Source organism: Micrococcus sp. KRD096 (assembly GCF_017168495.1).
In the GTDB taxonomy this organism is placed as follows: domain Bacteria; phylum Actinomycetota; class Actinomycetes; order Actinomycetales; family Micrococcaceae; genus Micrococcus; species Micrococcus luteus.
The window spans coordinates 674-23,028 of record NZ_JABFAY010000010.1 but is presented as its reverse complement, the minus strand read 5'-3'; the positions used below and the strand labels follow the sequence as shown (position 1 = coordinate 23,028).

Here is a 22,355-nt window from a genome sequence, read left to right as displayed (position 1 = left end):
GCTCTCACCCGTGGCACGCCGGCGGGGATGACGCCGGGGGACGGGGAGATCGGCGCCCATGTGATGGGCACCACAGCAAGACATGTGCAATCTACCGTCCGGTAGGGCGTTTGACCAGATCTTTGCCAGGCAACGTCCAGGACCGTCGAATTGGGGCCGCCGGAGTGCGCTCCCCGCGTCGGCATCACGTGGGCCCGCTCGCTCATGAGGGGCGCCACGGGGGAGGATGGTGGGGTCATGCCCGAGCCACGCACCGCCCCCGCGCCCCCGCCGACCGCCGTCGTCACCCTGCCCGCCGACGTGTGGCGGGCCCACGCGCGGGCACACCGCGAGCGCATCGCCCGACGCACGGACCCGCTGGTGGCCCTGCGGATGCGGGGCGAGAAGCACCCGGTGCAGGACTTCCTCTTCGGCTACTACACGCACTCCCCCGCCGCGCTGCAGCGCTGGCACCCCGGGCCGGGGGTCCTCCTCGCGGACGACGACGGCGCCGCGGCCCGTGCCGAGGCGGCCGAGCTGGGCACGACCCCACGGGGCGAGTGGAAGCACTACCGGCGCGTCGAAGCCGGCGAGGTGGCGGGCGCCGTCGTCGACGGCCGCGCGGTGGGCGGCTGGCTGGTGGACGTGGCGGCGGTGCTGGCCGACCGCGCGTCGGGGGTGGCGTTCACGCGGGAACTGCTCGCGCGCACGGCGGAGCGGGCACCGCGCCTGGGCTGCTTCGGGCTGCACGAGTGGGCGATGGCGTACCGCTCGGACGTGCACGGGGTGCGGCACTCCCAGCTGCCGCTGCGGCTCGGGGCCGGGGGGACGGACGCGGTGGTGGAGGGCTCGCGGATCCGGTGCACGCACTTCGACGCGTTCCGGTTCTTCGCGCCCGAGGCCCGCGACCGCAACGAGGGCGACGACGGCGTCCTGCCCACGCGCGCCGGGATGCGGGAGATGGAGCAGCCCGGCTGCCTGCACGCGGGGATGGACCTGTACAAGTGGGCGTACAAGCTGGTGCCGGTGGTCGACTCGGACCTGCTCGCGGACTGCTTCGACCTCGCGTGGGACATCCGCAGGCTGGACATGGAGGCCTCGCCGTACGACCTGACCGGGGTGGACGACCTCTCCGACGGGCGCGGCGGCTACGCGGCCGTGCGGATCGAGGAGCCGGCCGGGCGTGCCGAGTACGCGCGGCGACAGCGCGAGTTCGCCGCGCGGGGCCAGTCGCTGCGGGTGCGGCTGCTGGCGGTGCTGGACGCGGCCGCGGGGGCGGCCCCCGGGACCGGGCCGGACGCCGAGTGGACTTCCAGCGCACGTCCATGACTAGGATGGCCGCTATACAGGCTGTGAGGCGCATCACTCGCGTCATCCGGTGACCGCCCCGGCCCTCTCCGCACCGAACGACTCGAGGACCTGACGTGACCAGAACCGTTCCAGCTCGCCGCCGCACCACGCTCGCCGCCGCCGTCGCGGCCGTCTCGCTCGCCGTCACGGCCGCCGCCCCCGCGCTCTCCGCGCCCGGCAACGGCAACGGCAACGGCAACGGGTCCGCATCGCAGGGTCAGGCCCGCTCCAACGACCTCTCCGCCACGCGCGGCAACAAGGTCAACGACGCCGCCGCGCTCGCGCCGCACCTCGTGGGCCAGACGCTGGACTGGGAGGCCTGCGACTTCGGCAGCGAGCGCCTCAACGCCCGGTTCAGCGCGATCCCCGGCACCGCGTGCGCCGACGTCACGGTGCCCCGCGACTGGAAGAACCCCGAGGACGGCCACACCATCACCCTGCGCGTGGCCAAGACCGAGACCTCGAAGGGCAACCCGGAGCGCCAGGGCATCGCGCTGGTCAACCCCGGCGGCCCGGGCGGCTCCGGCCTGCCCTGGGGGCCCGCCATGGCCGAGCGCGCCCCGGAGCTCGCCGAGCAGTACGACTTCATCGGCTTCGACCCCCGCGGCGTGGGCCAGTCCACCGCCCTGGAGTGCACCTACACGCCGAACCCCGAGCACGACGTGTGGCAGGACACGAAGGCCCAGGTCGACGCGTGCTTGGAGAACGAGCTCACCCCGTACATCACCACCGAGCAGACCGTGTACGACATGGACTTCATCCGCGCCGTCCTGGGCGAGGAGAAGACCTCCTACATCGGCTACTCGTACGGCACGTGGCTGGGCAGCTGGTACCAGCGCGTCTTCCCCCAGCACGCGCACCGGTTCCTGCTGGACTCCGCCGTGGACATCTCCCGCGACGGGCTCCAGACCACCTGGGACCTGCAGCCGCGCTCCCGCGACCGTCAGTTCCAGGACGCGATGCTCCCCTACGTGGCCCGGCACGACGAGATCTTCGGCCTCGGCGACGACCCGATGCAGATCCGGCAGCGCTGGGAGGACGTGGGCGGCACCCGCACGCAGCTCGGCATGATCGTCGCCGGCTCGTTCCTGCTGCCGGCCATGTACGACACGTCCCAGTACCTCGACGCCGGGTCCGTCATCGCCGCCTACATCCGCATCATGGAGTCCGAGGCCGCGGCCACGGACCCCGCGGGGCAGCGCACCCAGATCGAGCGCATCCTGGCCGAGGCCCGTGCGTCGCTGCCGGCCGAGGAGCGCGCCTCCTTCGACCGCTTCGCCGCCCGCGGTCTGGAGACCGTGGGCGAGCGCGAGCAGCTCGTCGCCGCCACCCAGGCCGGAGACGCCGTCACCTTCGAGGGCGCGTTCTCGGCGATCCGCTGCCAGGACGGCCAGTGGAACACCTCGCAGGGCTACTGGACCTCGTGGGTGGACGACCTCGGCCGCAAGGCCCCGTGGATCGGTGTGCTGATGGGCCCGTCGGAGTGCATGTACTGGCCCGCCCAGACCTCCATGCCCTCCCAGCCCGGCGGCAAGGGTGCCCCGAACACCGTGATCGTGCAGTCCGAGCTGGACGCGGCGACCCCGTACGAGGGCGGCCACCGCGCCGCCGGCGTGCTGCGCAACACGTCCCTCATCTCCGTGGACAACGAGGGCACCCACGGCCTGTTCCCGTATGGCACCGAGTGCGTGGACACGCCCATCCGTGACTACTTCCTGACCGGCGCCCAGCCGGCCGAGAAGTCGCTGTGCGACGCCGTCCCGCTGCCGCTCGAGACCCAGCCGGTCCAGGTGGCCGGGGCCCCGACGCACAAGGGCGACATCAAGATCTCGATGCGCACCGACGCCGTGCGCGAGGCCAACCGGATCACCCACGACGCGATCGAGCGTCAGCTGATCGACTCCCGCGCGGTGACCCCGGACGTCGAGGCCTTCCTGGAGGACTGACGGCCCGGGCACCCGGAACCCGGTCCGCCCCCGACGGCCCGGCGACTCCCCCGCGGAGACGCCGGGCCGTCGTCGCGCCCGGGGCGGCCCTGGAACGCTGGTTGGGTTGTCGCGGGTGCCGCCGCCCCACACCCCCGATAACTCAACCCGCGATGGGCAGCCGGAGGGGTGGCGTCGACGCCGAGGCCGATAGCCTCGCGCCATGATCCTGCACATCACCCTCCCGGAGGACTGGGCCGCCGCGCGTCGCACCGGCCGCTACACGGCGTCGACGCGCGGCGCCTCGATCGACGACGTCGGCTTCCTCCACGCCTCCGACGACGCCGCCCAGGTAGGAGTCGTCGGCGCGGCGATCTACCCGGACCGGCCGGACGCGTTCGTCTGCGGCCTGGACGAGGACGAACTGGCGGGGGCCGGCCTGCGGGTGCGGCGCGAGCCGGGAGACCCCTCCGATCCCCACTCGGCCGAGTTCCCGCACGTCTATCCGGGCGGGGCCGCCTCCGGGCACATCCCGTGCTCGATGCTCACCCCCGTGACCGACCCACGGGCGGACGCCCGCGTGCACCGCGAAGACTCGGCCGAGGCCGCTGCGCTGCTCGACGCCGGGTGGAGCGTGCGATCCCGCTCCTGGGGCGCGCGCCTCCACCTCGACGACGACGCCGACCTGGCGCCCTACCGTGGCCACATCGCGGCGGCCGAAGCGCGGGGAATCGAGGTGCGGAGACTGACCGCCGTCGACCTGCCTGCCCTGCGCGCCCTCGACGAGGAAGCGGCTCCCCGATTCCCGCACACCGACGGCTCCCGTCACGAGCCGCTGCCGGACGACCTCGAGGCCCGACTGTCCACCCCAGAGGGGCTCGCCGTGGGGGCCTTCGAGGGAGGCGTGCTCATCGGATTCACCCTGACGTTCCGCTCCCCTGCCCGGTGGGAGGTCGACCGCACCGCGGTCGCGGCCGAGCACGAGAACCGTGGCGTGGCGAAGGCCGTCAAGGCGGCGACCGTCCTGGCGACCCATGCCCGCGGTGGGCGCGAGTGGGGAACCGGCGGCGCCGAGTCCAACGCGGCGTCCCTGCGGATGAACGCGGCCCTCGGGTTCCGTCTCGAGCCTGCCTGGCTCGGGCTGACCCCGCCCACGACGTGGGAGGAGTTCGCGCGGGCCCCGGCGTCAAGCTCCCTTGACGACAAGGTCACTTGACTGTCAAGCTTGCTTCACAACGTCCGGTCGGACGGCCCCCACAGAGCCTCCGAGGCGGGCCGGGCCACCGGCCCAGGGCATCGACCACAGGAGGGCCCCATGACCACGAACCACTCCCGCCACACCACCGCCGCCGCGGACGGCCCGGGCACCCGGTACCCGGTCCGCCCCGACGGCCCGGCGACTCCCCCGCGGAGACGCCGGGCCGTCGTGGGGTCGGCTCAGCCGTCGAGGATGCAGAACTCGTTGCCCTCGGGGTCGGCGAGGACGGCCCAGCCGAGGTCGACGCGGCGGTCGTCGACCATCGCGGCGCCGAGGGCGAGCGCCCGCTCGATCTCGGCGTCGCGCGTCGAGCCGGCGGCCGCGCGCAGGTCCATGTGGGCGCGGTTCTTCACGCGCTTGGCGTCCGGGACGCGGAAGAAGAGGACGACCTGCCCGTCAGGGCCGACGAGTGAGCACTCGTCCGACCCCGGGCGGTAGAGGTGAGGCTCGTCGACCTCCCAGCCGAGCAGCGCGCGCCAGAACTCGGCGATGGCGTGGGGGTCCAGCGCGTCCCACGTGGTGTGAGAGAGACGGAGGGACATGGCGGCTCCTCAGGAACGGGCCGGGGCGGGCGGGGGACGACTCCACGCGAGCCAAGGGCGCGGCACCCCGGGCAAGGCGGGTTGACTTGTCACGGGTATTCACCGCCCAGACCCGCGACAAGTCAACCCGCGTTGGCCGGACGGGCGGACGGACGGCGGAGGGCCGGGTCACCCGCGGATGTGTCGCATCACGAGCCGCGGGATCGCGCTGCGCGGGCTGATGCTGCACCACGCGACGGGCTCGCCGTCCGAGTACCGACGACGCCGGGCGCAGGCTCCCCCGCAGCGAGCGCCCGCATGGTGTCCTCGCGGGGGTCGCCGGGCGCGTGCCTCTGCGGCGCTGAGAGCCGGGGGGACAGGCACCAGCAGTGCGTGGCGCGGCGGTTCGGGTTGACGACGTGCGCGAAGTCGTCGAAGCGGTCGGCGGTGAGCGGGTGCACCTCGAAGGCCATGCGGCCAGCATCGTGGGCGGCGGTGGAGGCGTCCACGGCGAGGCCCAGCTCCGCCGCCGCCCTGTCGGGCCACCGTCAAGCAGACTTGACGTCAAACTCTCTTTACTGTCAAGCTTGCTTCACACGACGGGGACAAACCCCGGCCCCGCCCCGGAGGGACCGCCATGGCCACCACGCCGCACACCACCACCGACCTCGCCCGCGACCGCCGCCCCCGCTGGGGCCGCTCCGCCCGTCTGGGCGGCGGGTCCGGGCGACTGATCCTCGTCAGCCTCGTGGCCGGCGTCGTCATCGCCCTGCTGATCGGGGCCGCGTCCTACGGTCTGGCCTCGAGCCAGGGCGACGCCGGTCCCCGCTTCCCGGCGGTCACGGGCGCGGTCATGGCGGCGTCGGCGCTCCCGGTCGGCGCAGCCCTCGCCTGGCTGTTCCTCGTGGACCGCACCACCCTGCGCGGCGCCGTCCGGGACACCGAGGAGACCATCGAAGGCCGGTGGCTCGAGAAGGCGCAGTCCGGCGCGTTCGGCGACCTGCTCGTGGTGCTGGGCCTGGGCACGTTCGTCGTCGCCCGGGCGGGGTGGCAGCCCAGCCTCCCCCTCGTGGGCGCCGGGCTGCTCCTCTTCGCGGGCGCCTCGGTGGCCGTCCGCTACGCGCTCCAGAAGCGCCGGGGCTGAGCCGTGGAGAACACCATCCCCGACGAGCGTGCCCGCCTCGGCTGGTCGCAGCAGCGGCTCGCCGACGAGCTCGGCGTCTCCCGGCAGACCGTCATCTCCCTCGAGAAGGGCCGCTACGACCCCTCGCTCCCGCTCGCCTTCCGCCTCGCGGCCGTGTTCGGGCGGCGGATCGAGGACCTGTTCACCCCGGACGGCAACGCGGGTTGAGTTGTCGCGGGTCCGGGCGCCCAGCACCCGTGACAAGTCAACCCGCGTTGAGCCCGGGGCGGCGTGGGGCATGAGAGGCTGGGGCCATGGATCGAGAGCTGCGCACCCCTCCGGAGCTGGAGGGCGTGGACTGGCACGACGACGCCCCGCGTCGCCCCCGCCCGATCGTCACCCTGGTGGCGTGGATCGCCATCCTGGGCCTGGTCCTCAGCGTGGGCGCCGGGATCTTCTCCGCCTTCTGACGCGTCACCGCCGGCCGACGCGCCGCCCCGGCCTCAGCGCACGTCGCCGTTAACGTAGCGCCAGATCCCGTCCTCACGGCGGAACCGGCTGACCTCATGGAGTCGGAACCGGCCCTCGGCCCCCGCGTCGACGGCCACGAACTCCACGGTCCCGGCGTCCTGGAACGGCCCGCCGTCCCGTACGTCCAGCACCGCCAGGCGGGTGAACCGCGGCGCCTGTTCCCCCGCGGCCGGCAGCAGCTCGGCCGCGGTGGGCCGGTGCTCGGGGGCCCAGGTCGCGGCGAGGTAGTCGGCCATCGCCTGCGCCTCTGCCGGCCCGGCCTCGCCCAGCCGCGCGAACGCCGTGTACCGGGAGCGCATGAGCGCCTCGGCGGTGGGCGCGGTCAGGGCGCCGTCCTGGGCGAAACGCGCGTGCAGGCGACCGCAGCACGCCGCGAGCCCGGCTCCGGACCCGCAGGGGCAGGGCTCGGGGCGGGTCACCGGCGCGGGCGCACGGTCGCGCGACGCCGGGCGGACCGGGCTGTGATGCGGCGCACTCCCGTCAGCACGACGCCGGCCGCCGCGGCGAGCAGCGCGGGGCCGAGCGGGCTGATCGGCCGGCGTCGGCCGAGCGGGGACACACGGGTCTGCTGAGGTCTCATGCCGCCAGGCTACGCCGGGCCGGCTGCCGCGTGCCGCCCCCATCACACCCACGATCCCGCGTCCGGGCGGCCGAGTAGACTGGGCGGGCAAGCACGCGGAGCGCCCAGGGCCGGGCGTGAGACGGCATCTACACCGTCCTGCTCCGCGGCATCGTCCCGCACCCAGGAGCGTGTTCATGCCCATCATCGTCGTCGACGTCATGCCCAAGCCCGAGATCCTCGATCCGCAGGGCAAGGCGATCAACGGGGCCCTGCCCCGCCTCGGCTTCACCGAGTTCAGCCAGGTCCGCCAGGGCAAGCGCTTCGAGCTCACCGTGGAGGGCGAGGTCACCGACGAGATCCTCGCCCAGGCCCGCACGGCCGCCGAGGAGATGCTGTCCAACCCCGTCATCGAGGACGTCGTGAACGTGGCCGTCCTGGACGAGGCCGAGGGCGCCCGATGACCGAGCTCCCCCTCATCGGCGACTACTCGACGCCGGCGACGCCGCTCAGCGGCGCGCGCATCGGCGTCATCACCTTCCCCGGCACCCTGGACGACGTGGACGCGCTGCGCGCCGTCCGCCTCGCCGGCGCCGAGCCCGTCTCCCTGTGGCACGCCGACGCGGACCCGCAGCGGACGCTCGCCGGCGTGGACGCCGTCGTGATCCCGGGCGGCTTCTCCTACGGCGACTACCTGCGCGCCGGCGCGATCGCGCGCTTCGCCCCCATGATGGACGCGGTGGCGACGGCGGCCGGCGGCCCCGAGGGCGAGGCGGACGGCCTGCCGGTGCTCGGCATCTGCAACGGCTTCCAGATCCTCACCGAGTCACACCTGCTGCCGGGCTCGATGATCAAGAACGACCACCTGCACTTCATCTGCCGCGACCAGGAGCTGGTCGTGGAGAGCGCGGACACCGTGTGGACCCGCGACTTCGAGCAGGGCCAGACCATCACCGTGCCCCTGAAGAACCAGGACGGCCAGTACGTGGCGGACGAGACGACCCTCGACGCCCTCGAGGCCGAGGGCCGCGTGGTGTTCCGCTATCAGGGCTGGAACCCGAACGGCTCGCGCCGGGACATCGCGGGCATCGCGAACCCGGCCGGCAACGTCGTCGGCCTGATGCCGCACCCGGAGCACGCCGTGGAGACCGGCTTCGGCCCGGACACCGCCGCGGGCCCCCGCTCCGGCGTGGACGGCCTCGGCTTCTTCACCTCCGTCCTGACCACCCTCGCCAGCCGTGGAGGCCATGCATGAGCCAGCAGTTCAACATCGAGACGGTCGCGGACGCCCAGGCGACGCCGGACGTCGAGCAGCCCTGGGCCGAGCTGGGCCTGAAAGAGAACGAGTACGCCGAGATCAAGAAGATCCTCGGTCGCCGCCCCACCGCCGCCGAGCTGGCCATGTACTCGGTCATGTGGTCCGAGCACTGCTCGTACAAGTCCTCGAAGGTGCACCTGCGCCAGTTCGGCGACAAGCTCACCGACGAGATGAAGCAGCACATGATGGTGGGCATCGGCGAGAACGCCGGCGTGACCGACCTCGGTGACGGCTGGGCCGTGACGTTCAAGGTCGAGTCCCACAACTCGCCCTCCTACGTGGAGCCCTACCAGGGCGCGGCCACGGGCATCGGCGGCATCGTGCGCGACATCATCTCCATGGGCGCCCGCCCGGTGGCCGTGATGGACCCGCTGCGCTTCGGCGCGATCGACCACCCGGACACCGCCCGCGTGTTCCACGGCGTGGTGGCCGGCATCGGCGGCTACGGCAACTCCCTGGGCCTGCCGAACATCGGCGGCGAGACCCGCTTCGACCCGATCTACCAGGGCAACCCGCTCGTCAACGCCCTCGCCGTGGGCGTGCTCAAGCACGAGGACCTGCGCCTGGCCAACGCCTCCGGCGTGGGCAACAAGGTGGTCCTGTTCGGTGCCCGCACCGGCGGTGACGGCATCGGCGGCGCCTCCGTGCTGGCCTCCGAGTCCTTCGACGGCGACGGCAAGCCCGCCAAGCGCCCCTCGGTGCAGGTCGGCGACCCCTTCTCCGAGAAGGTGCTCATCGAGTGCTGCCTCGAGCTGTTCCGCGACTCCCTCGTCGAGGGCATCCAGGACCTCGGCGCCGCCGGCATCTCCTGCGCCACCTCCGAGCTCGCCTCCAACGGCGAGGGCGGCATGCGCGTGGAGCTGACCGACGTGCTGCTGCGCGACTCCACGCTGACCCCGGGCGAGATCCTCATGTCCGAGTCGCAGGAGCGCATGATGGCCGTGGTGACGCCGGAGAACGTCGCCGCGTTCGAGGCCGTCATGGCCACGTGGGACGTCGAGTACTCCTGGCTGGGCGAGGTCACCGGCGACGGCCGCCTGATCATCACCTGGGACGGCGAGGTCATCGTCGACGTGGACCCGCGCACCGTGGCCCACGACGGCCCGGTCTACGAGCGCCCGTACGCGCGTCCGGCCTGGCAGGACGAGCTCCAGGCGGACACGTTCCGCTCCTCCGAGGCCGGTCAGGGCCTGCCCGCCACGGGCGAGGAGCTGCGCGCCGCCGTCGTGGAGCTGATGAGCTCCCCGAACCTGGCGGACACCTCCTGGATCACCCGCCAGTACGACCGCTACGTCCGCGGCAACACCGCCCTGGCGGCCCCGGACGACGCGGGCGTGGTGCGCGTGGACGAGGAGACCGGCATGGGCGTGGCCCTGGCCACGGACTGCAACGACCGGTTCACCTACCTGGACCCCTACACGGGCGCGCAGGCCTCCCTGGCCGAGGCGTACCGCAACGTCACCACCGCCGGGGCCGTGCCCCTGGCCGTCTCCGACTGCCTGAACTTCGGCTCCCCCGAGGACCCGGACGTGATGTGGCAGTTCGCGGAGGCCGTGCGCGGCCTGGCGGACGGCTGCCAGACCCTCGGCATCCCGGTGACCGGCGGCAACGTGTCCCTGTACAACCAGACGGGCAGCACCCCGATCCACCCCACCCCCACGGTGGCGGTGCTCGGCCAGCTCGACGACGTCCTGCGCCGCACCCCGTCCGGCTTCGCCCCGGACGCGGACGGTCAGGCGATCTACCTGCTGGGCGAGACCGCGGACGAGCTGGACGGCTCCGAGTTCGCGCGCCTGCGCGGCCACCTCGGCGGCCTGCCCCCGAAGGTCGACCTGAAGAAGGAGCGCCTGCTCGGCGAGCTGCTGGTCAACATGTCCCGGGACGGCATGATCGACGCCGCCCACGACGTCTCCGGCGGCGGCCTCGCGGCCACCCTGTCCGAGATGGTGCTGCGCTTCGGCGTGGGCGCCCGCGTGGTGCTGGACGAGGTGCTGCGCCGCGACGGCGTGGACCTGTTCACCGCGCTGTTCTCGGAGACGCAGGCGCGCGCCGTCGTGGCCGTGCCCCGCACCGAGGAGGTCCGGTTCACGGACATGACCACGGCCCGCGGCTACGCGGCCGTGCGCATCGGCGTGGTGGACGCCGACTCCGCGGCCCTCGAGGTCCAGGACGCCTTCACCCTGCCGATCGCGGAGCTGCGCGAGGCCTGGGAGGCCACCCTGCCGAAGCACTTCGGCTGAGCCCGTGGGCCCACGGGCCCCGGCACGACGACGGCCGCTCACCCCCGGGGGTGAGCGGCCGTCGTCGTGGGACGGGACGGCGGGGACGAACGCCCCCCGACCCTCGCACGGCCGTGCGCCTCAGTCGTTGACGCGGCGGGCTCCGATGACCAGAGTGATCCCAGGACAGCGCGCCAGCGCGCCGCCCGGCCCGTCCAAGAGGGTCGGCGCGGTCCCGACACATGAAGGAGACCACCCATGCGCCTCATCACCCTGGGCCTCGGCGCCGCACTCGGCTACCTGCTCGGCTCCGCCGAGGGCCGCAAGAACCTCGAGAAGATGACCCAGAACGCCCAGAAGCTCTGGAACGACCCCAAGACCCAGGAGAAGGTCGGCCAGGTCCAGGAGACCGCCCAGCAGAAGTTCGCTGAGGTGAAGAAGTCCGATCCGGTGCAGAAGGCCACGACGAAGGTGGAGGATGCCATGCAGGGCAACGACAAGAAGAACGACGCCCGCGAAGATCGCGTGACCGAGTCCAACAACGACAACGTCACCTCGGCGGCCCGCCACGGTGCCGAGCCGGACACCATCTCGGACCCGTCCACCCCGCTGGGTGACGAGGGTCCGCTGACGCGCTGACCCGCGCAGACACGGCGGCCCGCCTCCCCGAGGGGAGGCGGGCCGCCGTCGCCGTGGGCCGGGTCAGCCGTCCTGCTTCAGGACCTCGTCGGCCGGCGGGGCCTGCACCGGATCCACCCCGCCCATCTCGGAGAGGGTCACCACGGCCTTCGTGCCGGCGGACTCGGTCTCCACGGTGAGCAGGCGGCCGTCCTCCTTGGACACCGTGAACGCGGTCAGCTCCACGCCCTCCTGCGGGCCCGAGACGGGCTCGTCCAGCACGTAGCGGATCGCATCCTGACCGCTGCGGCGGATGCCGTCCGCGTCCGCCTCGACGTCGTCCAGGCCGCCCGACTCCGGCAGGGAGCCCAGCAGCGAGCTCACCATCGCGCCCATGCCGGTGGCGCGGGGATCGCTCTCGTACGGGGTGGCGGTCCAGCGCTCCACATAGGCGGGGCGGTCCTCGCCGCTCGCGCCGGCGCGCTCCACCGTGAATCGGGAGTACGCGGTGCCGTCCACGATCCGGGACTCGTCCCGGGTGATCAGGCCGTCGTCCTGGTACACGGACACGTACCGCATGGACGAGCCGTCCACGGGACCGGAGATGTCCACCGAGTCCGGGACCGCGCGGCCGTTGCTCGGGGCCTCGGACCGCAGCTCGGTGACCATGCGGACGGAGTCGGCCTCCTCGAGCTGGGTGCGGGCGCGGTCCCAGGCGCCGGGGGCGTCGTCGCCCGAGGCGCAGCCGGTCAGCAGCAGGGCGGCCGCCCCGACGGCGGCGAGGGACATGCCGCGGCGGGTGCGACGGGTCTGGGTCTGGCGCTGCCTCACTCGGCCACCTCCTCCGGCGCCTCGGCCGGCTCGATCTGGTTCCAGTCGCTCAGGGCGTACTGCTGGGTGGCCCGGCCGTCGTCGACGGTGAGCGCGACCAGCTCGCCGTCGTCGTCCACCGTGAAGGAGTGCACCCGGGTGGCGTCGCCCTCGGCCATCGCCGCGTCGGCGACCTCCTCGGGCACGGCATAGCGGTAGGCCGTGCCGCCGTCCCAGTCGACCTCCTCGGCGCGCACCTGGGCGCCGTCGAGGGCGTCCGCCGCGGGGAGGCCCACCTGGTCGAGGAGGGACTTCAGGGGCGGCTCCTGCCCCTCGCCGGCCGAGACACGGCGCCACTGTGGGTCGGAGTACATCATCTGGACGTCGTCCGGGACGTCGGACCCGTCCACGTCGACCCGCACGAAGACGTCCTCGCCGACCTGGCGCGACTCCATGGTGATGTGCGAGTCCCGGCCGACCTGCATGACGCCCTTCGACTCGGCGTCGCCGCCGTCGAGCCGGCCGGCGATGTCCCAGCGGACCGACTGCGGGCCCTGACGGCCGGTGGTGTAGGCGGTCTCGAGTCGGACGGTCTCGGCCTCGTCCAACTGGGTGCGGGCCTGGTGCCAGGCCTCCCCCGCCGACTGCGGCTCGGATGCGCACCCGGCCAAGGCCAGGGCGCCCACGACGCCGAGCCCGGCCGCGCGGACGGCACGTCTGCGCTGCATGTTCTCCTCCTGGGGCTGCTGCCGGCCGAGGCAGGGCGCCGCGGCCACTGGCGTCACCCTACCGGCGGCGCAGGGCGAAGGATGCGCCGTGGTGGTTCTGCGGCAGGTGGTCGCCGCGGCCGAAGAGCTTGTGGCGCAGCGTGCCGTCCGTGTACGCGGTCTTGTAGCGGCCGAGCTTCTGCAGCTCCGGGACCACGAACTCCACGATGTCCTCGAAGGTGCCCGGGGTGATGTGGTAGGCGAGGTTGAAGCCGTCCACGTCGGTCTCGTCGGCCCACTCGACGAGCTGACGGGCCGCGGACTCGCCGCCGCCCACGATCACGGGGCCGAAGCCGCCGATGCCCACCCACTCGGCGAGCTTGCGCACGGTCCACTCCTCGTCCGTGCCGGAGGCCTTCTGGAAGGTCTCCACGGCGGACTGGATGGCGTTCGACTTCACGTCCCCGATCGGCTCGTCCAGGTCGTACTGGGACAGGTCGATGCCCATCCAGCCGGACATGAGCACGAGGCCGCCCAGCGGGTCCACGTACTGCGCCAGGTCGTCGTACTTGGCCCGCGCGTCCTCGTCGGTGGCCCCGGTGACGATCGTCTGCATCGCGAAGATCTTCACGTCGTACGGGTCACGGCCGGCGTCCACCAGGGCCTGGCGGATCTTCTTCACGGTGGCGGCCGCCAGCTCCTTCGTGGGGGAGTTGATGAACACGGCCTCGGCGTGCTTGCCGGCGAAGGCGCGGCCGCGCGTCGAGGCGCCGGCCTGGTAGATCACGGGGGTGCGCTGCACGGACGGCTCGGTGACGGCGTGGCCGGGCACGGTGAAGTACCGGCCCTGGTGGGCGATGTCGTGGACCTTGGCCGGGTCCGCGAACACGCCGGACTCCTTGTCGTAGACGACGGCGTCGTCCTCCCACGAGCCCTCGAGGAGCTTGTAGACGACGTCGAGGTACTCGTCGGCGTGCTCGTAGCGCTCGTCGTGCTCCATCTGGTCGTCCTGGCCCATGTTCTGGGCGGCGGAGGGCAGGTAGCCGGTGACCACGTTCCAGCCCACGCGGCCGCCCGTGAGGTGGTCGAGCGTGGCGAGGCGGCGGGCGAACGGGTAGGGGTGCTCGTAGGCGGTGCCGGCGGTGACGCCGAAGCCGAGGTGCTCGGTGACCGCGGCCATCGCGGAGACGAGCAGGAACGGGTCGTTCACGGGGGTCTGCGCGCCGGTCTTGATGGCGGCCTCGGAGGTGCCGCCGTACACGGAGTACGGGCCGAGGACGTCGGCGATGAACAGGCCGTCGAACAGGCCCTTCTCCAGCGTCTGCGCCAGGTGCGTCCAGTAGCCCAGGGTGTTGTAGTCCCGGGCGTGGTCGTCGGGGTGACGCCAGAGACCCGGGGACTGGTGGGCGACGCAGTTCATGTCGAATGCGTTGAAGAGGATCTCGCGGTGCTCGTCCGGGCGGGTGGGTGCTCCGGCCCCGGCGTTCTCGGCGGTGCTCATGGGTCTCCTTTCCAGGACCGCCCGGTCGCAGGGGCGCGGCCGGGCGGGCGACGGTTCCGCACCATGCAACGCCGACGCGGCCGGCGGTGGAAGCCGGTCCGGCCCAGGGGTTCATGACGGCCCCGCCGGGCCCGGCCACGCGTGCGGCGCCCGGTTCGTGACATGCCCTGACCGTGACGGAGGACACGTCCGCGGGTGGCGGCCCTGCGGCAGCCCAGCGGCGACCCAGCGCTGAGCCAGCGGCGCACCAGCGCTGAGCCAGCGGTGCACCAGCGCTGAGCCAGAGAAATCTGCTGCATCCACCCCGCGGAGACGACCGAAACGTCTGGCTCAGCGCTGGCCCAGCCCGGTCCCGGGTGCTGGACCGGCCCGGCGCCCGGGCGGTGGTGGGCCTGGCCGCGCCCGCCGTCCTCCTGGTGCTGTGGTGGGCGGTGACGGCCGCCGGGCTGCTCTCCGCGGTGCAGCTGCCCTCCCCCGGCGCGGTGCTGAGCGCCGGCGTCAACCTGCTGGAGCGGGGCGACCTGTGGCTGCACGTGGGGATCTCCACCCAGCGCGTGCTGCTGGGCTTCCTGCTCGGCGCCGCACTCGGGCTGGCCGTGGGGTCCGCGCTCGGGCTGTCCCGGTGGGCGGACGCGCTGTTCGCCCCGCTGATCGGGGCGCTGCGCGCGGTGCCCTCGCTGGCCTGGGTGCCGCTGCTGATCCTGTGGATGCAGATCGGCGAGGAGTCCAAGGTCACCCTCATCGCGATCGGCGCGTTCTTCCCGGTGTTCACCACCGTCTACGCGGCCCTGCGCCACGTGGACCCGCACCTGGTGGAGGCCGGACGGGCCTTCGGCTACCACGGGCTGTCCCTGCTGCGGACGGTGCAGCTGCCCGCCGTGGTGCCGGCCGTGTTCTCCGGCCTGCGGCTGGCCCTGGCCCAGGCCTGGCTGTTCCTCGTGGCCGCGGAGCTGATCGCCTCCTCGATGGGCCTGGGCTTCCTGCTCACCGACTCGCAGAACAACGGACGCACGGACCGCCTGATCCTGGCGATCATCCTGCTCGCCGTGCTCGGCAAGCTCACCGACTGGCTGCTCGGCCTGCTGGAGCGCCGGGCCCTGCGCCGCTGGGCCTGAGCCCGGCACGTCCGGCCGCCCGGTCGTCGGGTCAGTCCCCCTCGGGGGCCTCGCCGGCCGACGTGTAGGCGGTCGGCGGGGTGCCGTTCACGAGCCAGTCGCCGGCCATGCGCACCTTGAACGCCGCCGGGTCGTGGGTGGCGAGGGTGCGGGCGTTGCGCCAGTGCCGGTCGAGCCGCAGCGTGGCCGACGTCGCCGACGCGCCGAGCGTGTCGAAGATGCGGGTGCACACCTCGAGGACGGCCTCCGGCACCACGGCCTGGGCCCGGTACGCGGCGGCCATCGCCTCGGCGGACGCCGCCACGACGTCGGCCTCCGCCGGGCCGGCCCCGTCGGCGCCGTCCTCCCCCTCGTCGAGCAGACGCCCGATCTCGCACACCATCAGCTCGGCCGCGGCCTGCCGCCCGGCCAGCTGCCCCATGATCTCGAGGAGCTGCGGGTCGTCCTTGGGCAGCGCGGCCGTGCCGGTGTTGAAGGTGCGGCGCCGCTGCCGCAGCAGCTGCGTGCCCTCCGTGAGCGCCGCCCGGCCGATCCCGGCCTGCAGCGCCAGCAGGGTCGCCTCCATGAGCACGGGCACGGGCCCGTCCTGCCGCGGCACCTCGAGCAGCTCCTCGGCCGCGGCGTCGTCGAGCACCACGGACCCGGTGGCGGTCAGGCGCTGGCCGAAGCCGTCCCAGTCGTCCTTGATGCCCACGCGCGGCTGACGCACGCGCACGACGGCGACGGCCCGGTCCGGCTCGCGGACCGCGCCCCCGGCCCGCTTGGAGTTCCGGCGGGAGACGAGGTCCGCCCCCTCGATGCCCACGGTCGCGGCGGTCCACGTGGCGAAGGCCGAGCCGGTCGCGTAGTACTTCTGCCCCCGCACGACCCAGGTGCCGCCCTCGTCCCGGCTGGCCAGGGTGGCGGCACGGCCCGGCGCGGCCCCGCCGGCGCGTTCGGCCAGGGCGGAGCCGGCCCAGTCCCCGTCGACGATGTGCCGCAGCCACCGCTCCCGACGGGCGGGCGCCTGGTCCATGGCCGTGGCGATGAACACGAGGTGGGAGCGCCAGACGTGCGCGGTGTTCACGTCCCGGGCGGCCAGGTCCATGAGCAGGCGCAGCACGGTCTCGCTGCCGCCGCCCTCGCCGCCCGCGTCCTCGGGGACACCGACCTTGCCGAACCCGGCGGCCTGCAGCTCCCCGAGGGCGGCGAACGGCAGGTGCCGGCCCGCCTCGCGGGCCCGCTCGCCGTGGGCGACGGAGTCGAAGGCGTCGGCGTACCGGGCGGCGAGGGTGGCGTAGGTGGTCATGGCCCTACTCTGACACGCGCGGGCGGGCCGGCGGCCGGGGCGACCCGGCCGTGGGACGGGATCCACACCGGCCGCCGTCGCCCTGGCCCGCGCCGGGCGCCCGCGGGGGTCCGGCGGGCCGAGCATGACCGCCGGTGACGACGGCGGGCGGGGCGCCGTCGTCGTCGTCCCTAGCCTGGTCGGACCCGCCGACCAGGAGGACCGCCGCCCATGACGCCCACCGAGGACCCCGCCCGCCCCGACCCGGCCGAGGAGGGCGCCTCCGGGGCCGTCCGCGGACCGAACGACGGCGTGCCCGCCGCGGCCCTCGCCACGCTGCCCGGCCCCCTCCCGCAGGCGCTCGTCGACGCCGCCGACCCGGACGTCCACCCCGGCCGCCCGGCGGACCGGCTGCACGGCGGGCGCGGCGACGGCCGCCCGGTGGCCGAGTCGGACCGGCTCGCGTTCTGGGAGGCGGCCGGCCGACGTCTGAGCTGGGAGCGGCCCTTCACCCGGACGCGCTCCCTCACCGCCCCGGACCCGGCCGCCGAGCGCGGCCCGGAGATCCGCTGGTACGAGGACGGCACCCTGAACGTGGCCGTGAACTGCGTGGACCGGCACGTGGCGGCGGGGCGCGGGGAGAAGGTCGCCCTGTACTTCGAGGGCGAGCCCGGCGACCGCCGCGCCGTCACCTACGCGCAGCTGCAGCGCGAGGTCGCCCAGGCCGCGAACGCCCTCGAGGAGCTGGGCATCGAGGCGGGCGACCGCGTCGTCGTGTACCTGCCCGTGCTCGTGGAGACGATCGTCATCACGCTGGCGTGCGCGCGGATCGGCGCCGTGCACTCGCTCGTGTTCGGCGGGTTCTCGGCGGAGGCGCTGCGGTTCCGCGTGGAGGACACGGGCGCCAAGCTGCTCGTCACCACCGACGGCCAGTTCCGCCGCGGTGCCGCCGTCCCCGTGAAGGCCAACGCGGACGAGGCCGTGTCCGGGGACAACGCGATCGAGCACGTCCTCGTCCTGGACCGCACGGGCCACCGGGACATCCCGTGGACCGAGGGCCGGGACCTGTGGTGGCACGACGTCGTGGACCGCCAGCCGGACACCCACACCCCGCGCGCCTTCGACGCGGAGCACCCGCTGTTCATCATGTACACCTCCGGCACCACGGGACAGCCGAAGGGGCTCGTGCACACCTCGGGCGGGTACCTCGCCGCGGCCTCGTGGACGCACGACTTCCTGTTCTCCCACCCGGACCCGGCACGGCGCGACGACGACGTCCACTGGTGCACCGCGGACCTGGCCTGGGTCACCGCGCACACCTACGAGATCTACGGTCCGCTCTCGAACGGGGTCACGCAGGTGATCTACGAGGGTGTGCCGAACGCCCCGCACCCGGGCCGGCACTTCGAGGTGATCGAGCGCTACCGGGTGACGAGCTACTACACGGCGCCCACCCTGATCCGCTCGCTCAAGGGCTGGCATCCGGACGGGATCCCGGCGCACGCGGACGGCGGTCCGGACCTGTCCTCGATCCGCCTGATCGGCACCGTGGGCGAGTCCGTGAACCCGGAGGCCTGGACGTGGGCCCGCACCCAGATCGGCCGGGACACCCCGGACCTGCCGATGGTGGACACGTGGTGGCAGTCCGAGACGGGCGCCACCGTGCTCTCCCCCCGCCCCACGGACACGGCCTTCAAGCCGGGCTGCGGCTCCCGGCCCCTGCCGGGGGTGGACGTGGCCGTGGTCGACGACGACGGCGCCCCCACGCCCGAGGGCCTGCAGGGCCGGATCGTGGTCACCCGCACCTCGCCGGCGATGGCGCGGACCGTGTGGCGGAACCCGGCCCGCTACTTCCACTCGTACTGGGAGGACTACGCGGACCAGGGCGAGGCGGGCTGGTTCCTCGCCGGCGACGGCGCCAAGCGGGACGAGGACGGCGACGTCTGGATCCTCGGGCGCGTGGACGACGTCATCAACATCTCCGGGCACCGGCTGAGCACCATCGAGATCGAGTCCGCCCTCGTGGCGCACCCGGAGGTGATCGAGGCGGGGGTGTGCCCCGTGCCGCACGAGACCACCGGGCACGCCGCCGTCGCCTTCGTGGTGGCGCACGAGAGCTGGCTGGCGGGCAACGACGGCCCCGGCGCCTCCGCCGCCGACCGCGCCGAGGAGCTGCGGCGGCACGTGGGGCGGGTGATCGGGCCGGTGGCCAAGCCCGCCGAGGTGGTCTTCGTCCCCGACGTGCCCAAGACCCGTTCGGGCAAGATCATGCGGCGGCTGCTGACGCAGCTGCACCAGGGCACCGCGCTCGGGGACACCACGAGCCTGCAGAACGAGCCGTGCGTCGGGCAGATCGCCGAGGTGCTCCGGGCCGGCCGTCGCGCTCAGGACGCCGGCACCGGCGCCGTCCGCAGCGCCAGCTCGGCCAGCACCTGAGCGGCCCGCGGCACCACGGCGTCGTCGAACACGGCCTGCGGGGAGTGGTTGACCGGGGCCTCGTCCGGGTCCACGCCCTCCGGGACCGCTCCGAGCAGGACGTAGGCCCCGGGCACCCGCTGGAGGACCTCGGAGAAGTCCTCGCTGCCGGGCTCGGGCTCGGGCAGCTCCCGGTAGGCGTCGGCCCCGTACAGGTCCTCCACGACCCCGCGGACGAAAGCCACCGCGTCCGGATCGTTGGCCGTCACCGGGAACGCGCAGTCCGTCCGGACCTGTGCGCTCATGCCGTGCGCCGCGGCGATCCCGTGCACCATGCGCTCCACGGCCGAGAGCAGCCGGGTTCGGGCGGGCGCGGAGAAGGTCCGCAGGGTGAGGGCGAGGGTGGCGCTGTCCGGGATGATGTTGGCCGCCGTGCCCGCGCTCAGGTGCCCGACGGTCGCGACCACCGGGTCGAAGGCGTCGAACTGCCGGGTGACCACGGACTGCAGCGCCAGCACCATCTCGGCGGCCACGGGCACCGGATCCTGGGCGAGGTGCGGCACGGAGCCGTGCCCGCCTCGACCGTGCACCGTCACCACCAGGTCGTCGCAGCCGGCCTGGATCGCCCCCGGGCGGCTGAGCAGGACGCCGCGCGGGTACGTGCCCGAGGAGACATGGATCGCGTAGGCGGCGTCCACCGGTCGCCCGGCCGCCTCCAGCAGTCCCTCCTGGATCATGTGCAGGGCGCCGCCGCCGGTCTCCTCCCCGGGCTGGAACATGGCCACCACGTCGGCGGCGAGCTCCCCGCGACGGCGCACCAGCCAGGCCAGGGCGCCGTAGAGGCCGGCGGTGTGCAGGTCGTGGCCGCAGGCGTGCATGGTGCCCGGCGCGGAGGGGGCGTACTCCAGCCCGGTCTCCTCCGTGACGGGCAGGGCGTCCATGTCCCCCCGCAGCAGCACGACCGGCCGCCGGGCCCCCTCCGGCAGCGGGGCCCCGCCGCGCAGCACCACGACGACGGAGCTCAGCGCCCGGCCCACGCTCGTCTCCAGCGCGGGGCGGCCGGTGGCGGCATCCTCCCCCGCCTCAGCGCGCAGGGCCTCGAGCCGCTCGAGGACGGCGGCCTGGGTGCGGGGCAGGTGCAGGTCCAGCTCCGGATGCCCGTGGAGGCGGCGGCGGAAGGCGATCGCCTCCCGGGCGATGTCCTCCGGCAGGTCCGGGGCGAGGGCGTTCGCGGGCGGGGTGGGGGCGGTGCGGTCCATGAGGACATCATGCCGTGGCGCCCCGCCGGCCCACCTGGATCGCGCAGCGGGTCAGCCGGCCAGCTCCTGCAGCTCGGCCAGGTCGAAGACGTCCTCCGAGGCGGGGGCCTCGGGCGCCTCGACCGCGTTCCACTCGGTGAAGGTGGCGTTCGCGTCCACGTCCTCGTCCTCCGAGTTCACGTCCTCGAGACGGTAGAGGGTCGTGCTCTCCGGGTCGATCAGCATCGTCCGGCCGAACTCGTGGTGCTCCTCGGGCAGCGCGTACTTGAGGTACGTCCTGCCCTCGAGCTCCACCTCCTCGGCCTTCAGGTCCTTGCCGTCGAAGGCGTCCGCGGCGGGCATGTCCTCCTCGAGGTCGGACATGATCTCCTGGAGTGAGATGTCCATCTGCGCGGCCTGATCGGCGCTCGTCTTGATCCAGCGGTCGCCCACGAGGGTGGAGAACATGCCCATCTCCCGGGGCAGGTCGTCACCGTCGGCCTTGAGCTTGAAGAACACGTCGGCGTCCCGGCGCAGGACCTCGATGTCCATGGTGGCCGCCCCCATGTCCACGTTCATGGCGCCCTTGAGGTGGGAGTCGTCGGTGGCGCCGGCGAGGTCCACGTTCGCGGACTGGATGGCGTCCGTGTCCAGGGAGCCGGAGGGCGACGCCGAGGCCGACGCATCGTCCATCTCCTCCTCCTTGTCGGCGGCGGTGCCCTCCATCCTCAGGCGCAGGCTCTCGGCATCCACGACCTTCTGGCGGACCTCGGGCCAGCTCTCGTCCAGCGTCGGGTCGGAGGCGCAGCCGGTGAGCAGCAGACCGGAGGCGGCGAGCATGCCGACGGCGAGGCGTGCGGGCGTCTTCATGGGGACTCCTTCACAGAGGTGCGGACGTGCCGGTGGCCGGGCACCGCCGGACGATGTCCCCTCGACCGTCTCACGTCACCCCTGGCCCGTCATGCCCCGAGGGGCGGCGGAACTGCGGCTGTGCCGAACCTGTGCGGGTCAGCCGCCGGTGGCGCCGTCCTCGAAGATCTGCCCCGCCGGGGTCTGCTTCTCCGCCTGGAACACGTCCTCGGCGCGGCCGTAGGCCCAGTACGCGCTCACCGACAGCTGCCGCCGGTCCACGCCGCGCACGTCCGTGAGGTACGCCCGGACGCGCTTGACCTGCTCCCGCTCGCCGTGCACGAACGCGTGCACCCGCCCCTCCCGCCACGCCGCGTCCTCGACGGCGGCGGCGAACCGCGTCGTCTCCGGGGTGAAGGGGTCGCCGCGGTGCAGCCAGCGCACCTCGACGCCGGCCGGCGCGGTCAGGGGCACCTCGTCCCGGGCGTCGGTCACCTCGATCAGCGCGACGCCGGCCGCCGCGGCGTCCGTGGCGGCGAGGTCCTCGAGGGCGGCGGCGATCGCCGGCAGGGCGGCCTCGTCGCCGGCGAGCAGGTGCCAGTCGGCGGTGGGGTCGGGTCGGTAGGCGCCGCCGGGGCCCAGGAACGCGACCTGCTGGCCCACGGGCTCGGAGGCCGCCCACGCCCCGGCCAGGCCGCCGTCGTGCCCGGGGGCGGCGCCGTCGTCCGCGCCGTGGACCACGAAGTCGACGTCCATGGTGCGGGCGGCCGCGTCCATGCGGCGCACCGTGTAGGTGCGGCGGACCGGCAGCTGCTCCGGGGCGAGGCGCTCGCGGAGGGCGTCCAGGTCATACGGGGGCTCAAGGCCGAGCGCGGGGTCGGTGAAGAGCAGCTTCACGTACTGGTCCGTGGCGCCCTTCTCCGCCCAGCGGGCGTGGACGGCGTCGAACTGCTCGCCGCCGAGGGTCAGGCGCACGAGGTGCGGGGTGAGCCGGCGGGCGGCCACCACGGTGAGGACGGTCTGGGGCCGGGCCATGCGGGCCTCCTGGGGTC

Annotated in this window: 22 protein-coding genes; 12 read left to right on the top strand and 10 right to left on the bottom strand. The window is 73.9% G+C overall.

What is annotated here, in order from left to right; genetic code table 11:
• Window positions 1-237 precede the first annotated feature (237 nt).
• From J1M41_RS04310 to J1M41_RS04300, 3 genes are all read left to right on the top strand, one after another.
• The gene (locus J1M41_RS04310; protein ID WP_206451221.1) at window positions 238-1,308 is read left to right on the top strand and encodes a 3-methyladenine DNA glycosylase; all 1,071 of its coding nucleotides are present in this window, start codon (window positions 238-240) and stop codon (window positions 1,306-1,308) included.
• Window positions 1,309-1,403: 95 nt separating this feature from the next.
• The gene (locus J1M41_RS04305) at window positions 1,404-3,275 is read left to right on the top strand and encodes an alpha/beta hydrolase (protein ID WP_206451220.1); all 1,872 of its coding nucleotides are present in this window, start codon (window positions 1,404-1,406) and stop codon (window positions 3,273-3,275) included.
• A gap of 202 nt (window positions 3,276-3,477) precedes the next feature.
• Complete coding sequence (locus J1M41_RS04300; protein WP_044658687.1) at window positions 3,478-4,470, top strand: GNAT family N-acetyltransferase; 993 nt, start codon at window positions 3,478-3,480, stop codon at window positions 4,468-4,470.
• A 221-nt stretch (window positions 4,471-4,691) separates the two neighbouring features.
• On the opposite strand, the gene J1M41_RS04295 is transcribed toward J1M41_RS04300, so the two are convergent.
• Window positions 4,692-5,054: a VOC family protein gene (locus tag J1M41_RS04295; protein ID WP_020621445.1), complete on the bottom strand. Its 363-nt coding sequence runs from the start codon at window positions 5,052-5,054 to the stop codon at window positions 4,692-4,694.
• 616 nt (window positions 5,055-5,670) lie between these two features.
• On the opposite strand from J1M41_RS04295, the gene J1M41_RS04290 reads away from it, so the two are divergent.
• From J1M41_RS04290 to J1M41_RS04280, 3 genes are all read left to right on the top strand, one after another.
• Window positions 5,671-6,177: a hypothetical protein gene (locus J1M41_RS04290; protein WP_241247724.1), complete on the top strand. Its 507-nt coding sequence runs from the start codon at window positions 5,671-5,673 to the stop codon at window positions 6,175-6,177.
• A 3-nt stretch (window positions 6,178-6,180) separates the two neighbouring features.
• On the top strand, window positions 6,181-6,384 hold the full coding sequence (locus J1M41_RS04285) for a helix-turn-helix transcriptional regulator (RefSeq protein ID WP_002856639.1): 204 nt from the start codon (window positions 6,181-6,183) through the stop codon (window positions 6,382-6,384).
• Window positions 6,385-6,470: 86 nt separating this feature from the next.
• Entirely contained in the window at window positions 6,471-6,626 is a 156-nt protein-coding gene (locus J1M41_RS04280) for a hypothetical protein (RefSeq protein ID WP_010079551.1), read from the top strand.
• 33 nt (window positions 6,627-6,659) lie between these two features.
• On the opposite strand, the gene J1M41_RS04275 is transcribed toward J1M41_RS04280, so the two are convergent.
• Window positions 6,660-7,106 carry a YchJ family metal-binding protein gene (locus J1M41_RS04275; protein WP_206451219.1) on the bottom strand — a complete coding sequence of 149 codons (447 nt, stop codon included), beginning with the start codon at window positions 7,104-7,106 and terminating at the stop codon, window positions 6,660-6,662.
• Window positions 7,103-7,267 (bottom strand): hypothetical protein, encoded by a 165-nt coding sequence (locus J1M41_RS04270; protein WP_206451218.1) that lies wholly within the window; start codon window positions 7,265-7,267, stop codon window positions 7,103-7,105. The genes J1M41_RS04275 and J1M41_RS04270 overlap by 4 nt, the downstream gene beginning before the upstream one ends.
• A gap of 176 nt (window positions 7,268-7,443) precedes the next feature.
• On the opposite strand from J1M41_RS04270, the gene purS reads away from it, so the two are divergent.
• The 4 genes from purS (at window position 7,444) to J1M41_RS04250 (ending at window position 11,422) form a co-directional block, all read left to right on the top strand.
• Window positions 7,444-7,710 carry a phosphoribosylformylglycinamidine synthase subunit PurS gene (gene purS, locus J1M41_RS04265; protein WP_002856633.1) on the top strand — a complete coding sequence of 89 codons (267 nt, stop codon included), beginning with the start codon at window positions 7,444-7,446 and terminating at the stop codon, window positions 7,708-7,710.
• Window positions 7,707-8,501, top strand: coding sequence for a phosphoribosylformylglycinamidine synthase subunit PurQ (gene purQ, locus J1M41_RS04260; RefSeq protein ID WP_206451217.1), 795 nt, complete (start codon window positions 7,707-7,709; stop codon window positions 8,499-8,501). The genes purS and purQ overlap by 4 nt, the downstream gene beginning before the upstream one ends.
• Window positions 8,498-10,804 carry a phosphoribosylformylglycinamidine synthase subunit PurL gene (gene purL / locus J1M41_RS04255; RefSeq protein ID WP_206451216.1) on the top strand — a complete coding sequence of 769 codons (2,307 nt, stop codon included), beginning with the start codon at window positions 8,498-8,500 and terminating at the stop codon, window positions 10,802-10,804. Before purQ ends, purL begins: the two co-directional genes overlap by 4 nt.
• 237 nt (window positions 10,805-11,041) lie before the next feature.
• Window positions 11,042-11,422, top strand: a complete 381-nt coding sequence (locus tag J1M41_RS04250; RefSeq protein WP_069941509.1) for a YtxH domain-containing protein — start codon at window positions 11,042-11,044, stop codon at window positions 11,420-11,422.
• Window positions 11,423-11,485: 63 nt separating this feature from the next.
• On the opposite strand, the gene J1M41_RS04245 is transcribed toward J1M41_RS04250, so the two are convergent.
• Genes J1M41_RS04245 through J1M41_RS04235 form a run of 3 tightly spaced genes read right to left on the bottom strand, consistent with a single transcriptional unit; the run spans window position 11,486 to window position 14,419 of the window.
• Complete coding sequence (locus J1M41_RS04245) at window positions 11,486-12,232, bottom strand: hypothetical protein (protein ID WP_206451215.1); 747 nt, start codon at window positions 12,230-12,232, stop codon at window positions 11,486-11,488.
• The gene (locus J1M41_RS04240; RefSeq protein ID WP_205805017.1) at window positions 12,229-12,939 is read right to left on the bottom strand and encodes a Tat (twin-arginine translocation) pathway signal sequence; all 711 of its coding nucleotides are present in this window, start codon (window positions 12,937-12,939) and stop codon (window positions 12,229-12,231) included. Before J1M41_RS04240 ends, J1M41_RS04245 begins: the two co-directional genes overlap by 4 nt.
• Window positions 12,940-12,997: 58 nt before the next feature.
• On the bottom strand, window positions 12,998-14,419 hold the full coding sequence (locus tag J1M41_RS04235) for an LLM class flavin-dependent oxidoreductase (RefSeq protein WP_115165472.1): 1,422 nt from the start codon (window positions 14,417-14,419) through the stop codon (window positions 12,998-13,000).
• 293 nt (window positions 14,420-14,712) lie between these two features.
• On the opposite strand from J1M41_RS04235, the gene J1M41_RS04230 reads away from it, so the two are divergent.
• The gene (locus J1M41_RS04230) at window positions 14,713-15,534 is read left to right on the top strand and encodes an ABC transporter permease (protein WP_157557104.1); all 822 of its coding nucleotides are present in this window, start codon (window positions 14,713-14,715) and stop codon (window positions 15,532-15,534) included.
• 31 nt (window positions 15,535-15,565) lie between these two features.
• Here the strand turns inward: J1M41_RS04230 and J1M41_RS04225 are convergent, their stop codons facing one another.
• Window positions 15,566-16,822, bottom strand: a complete 1,257-nt coding sequence (locus J1M41_RS04225; RefSeq protein ID WP_206451214.1) for an acyl-CoA dehydrogenase — start codon at window positions 16,820-16,822, stop codon at window positions 15,566-15,568.
• 210 nt (window positions 16,823-17,032) lie between these two features.
• Between J1M41_RS04225 and acs the strand changes: the two genes are divergently transcribed.
• A complete protein-coding gene (acs, locus tag J1M41_RS04220) occupies window positions 17,033-19,237 on the top strand; it encodes an acetate--CoA ligase (RefSeq protein WP_206451213.1) in 2,205 nt (734 codons plus the stop codon).
• Here the strand turns inward: acs and J1M41_RS04215 are convergent.
• The 3 genes from J1M41_RS04215 to J1M41_RS04205 form a co-directional block, all read right to left on the bottom strand.
• Window positions 19,186-20,475: a M20 family metallopeptidase gene (locus J1M41_RS04215; protein ID WP_206451212.1), complete on the bottom strand. Its 1,290-nt coding sequence runs from the start codon at window positions 20,473-20,475 to the stop codon at window positions 19,186-19,188. The genes acs and J1M41_RS04215 overlap by 52 nt on opposite strands.
• 51 nt (window positions 20,476-20,526) lie before the next feature.
• On the bottom strand, window positions 20,527-21,324 hold the full coding sequence (locus J1M41_RS04210) for a hypothetical protein (protein WP_206451211.1): 798 nt from the start codon (window positions 21,322-21,324) through the stop codon (window positions 20,527-20,529).
• A 138-nt stretch (window positions 21,325-21,462) separates the two neighbouring features.
• Window positions 21,463-22,338: a siderophore-interacting protein gene (locus J1M41_RS04205; protein ID WP_206451274.1), complete on the bottom strand. Its 876-nt coding sequence runs from the start codon at window positions 22,336-22,338 to the stop codon at window positions 21,463-21,465.
• Window positions 22,339-22,355 lie beyond the last annotated feature (17 nt).

Bases quoted from the DNA above. Each gene is read 5' to 3' on its own strand.
- J1M41_RS04310 (WP_206451221.1), top strand. From the start codon at position 238: ATGCCCGAGCCACGCACCGCCCCCGCGCCCCCGCCGACCGCCGTCGTC.
- J1M41_RS04300 (WP_044658687.1), top strand. From the start codon at position 3,478: ATGATCCTGCACATCACCCTCCCGGAGGACTGGGCCGCCGCGCGTCGC.
- J1M41_RS04295 (WP_020621445.1), bottom strand. From the start codon at position 5,054: ATGTCCCTCCGTCTCTCTCACACCACGTGGGACGCGCTGGACCCCCAC.
- J1M41_RS04290 (WP_241247724.1), top strand. From the start codon at position 5,671: ATGGCCACCACGCCGCACACCACCACCGACCTCGCCCGCGACCGCCGC.
- J1M41_RS04280 (WP_010079551.1), top strand. From the start codon at position 6,471: ATGGATCGAGAGCTGCGCACCCCTCCGGAGCTGGAGGGCGTGGACTGG.
- J1M41_RS04270 (WP_206451218.1), bottom strand. From the start codon at position 7,267: ATGAGACCTCAGCAGACCCGTGTGTCCCCGCTCGGCCGACGCCGGCCG.
- purS (WP_002856633.1), top strand. From the start codon at position 7,444: ATGCCCATCATCGTCGTCGACGTCATGCCCAAGCCCGAGATCCTCGAT.
- purQ (WP_206451217.1), top strand. From the start codon at position 7,707: ATGACCGAGCTCCCCCTCATCGGCGACTACTCGACGCCGGCGACGCCG.
- purL (WP_206451216.1), top strand. From the start codon at position 8,498: ATGAGCCAGCAGTTCAACATCGAGACGGTCGCGGACGCCCAGGCGACG.
- J1M41_RS04250 (WP_069941509.1), top strand. From the start codon at position 11,042: ATGCGCCTCATCACCCTGGGCCTCGGCGCCGCACTCGGCTACCTGCTC.
- J1M41_RS04240 (WP_205805017.1), bottom strand. From the start codon at position 12,939: ATGCAGCGCAGACGTGCCGTCCGCGCGGCCGGGCTCGGCGTCGTGGGC.
- J1M41_RS04235 (WP_115165472.1), bottom strand. From the start codon at position 14,419: ATGAGCACCGCCGAGAACGCCGGGGCCGGAGCACCCACCCGCCCGGAC.
- J1M41_RS04225 (WP_206451214.1), bottom strand. From the start codon at position 16,822: ATGACCACCTACGCCACCCTCGCCGCCCGGTACGCCGACGCCTTCGAC.
- acs (WP_206451213.1), top strand. From the start codon at position 17,033: ATGACGCCCACCGAGGACCCCGCCCGCCCCGACCCGGCCGAGGAGGGC.
- J1M41_RS04215 (WP_206451212.1), bottom strand. From the start codon at position 20,475: ATGGACCGCACCGCCCCCACCCCGCCCGCGAACGCCCTCGCCCCGGAC.
- J1M41_RS04210 (WP_206451211.1), bottom strand. From the start codon at position 21,324: ATGAAGACGCCCGCACGCCTCGCCGTCGGCATGCTCGCCGCCTCCGGT.
- J1M41_RS04205 (WP_206451274.1), bottom strand. From the start codon at position 22,338: ATGGCCCGGCCCCAGACCGTCCTCACCGTGGTGGCCGCCCGCCGGCTC.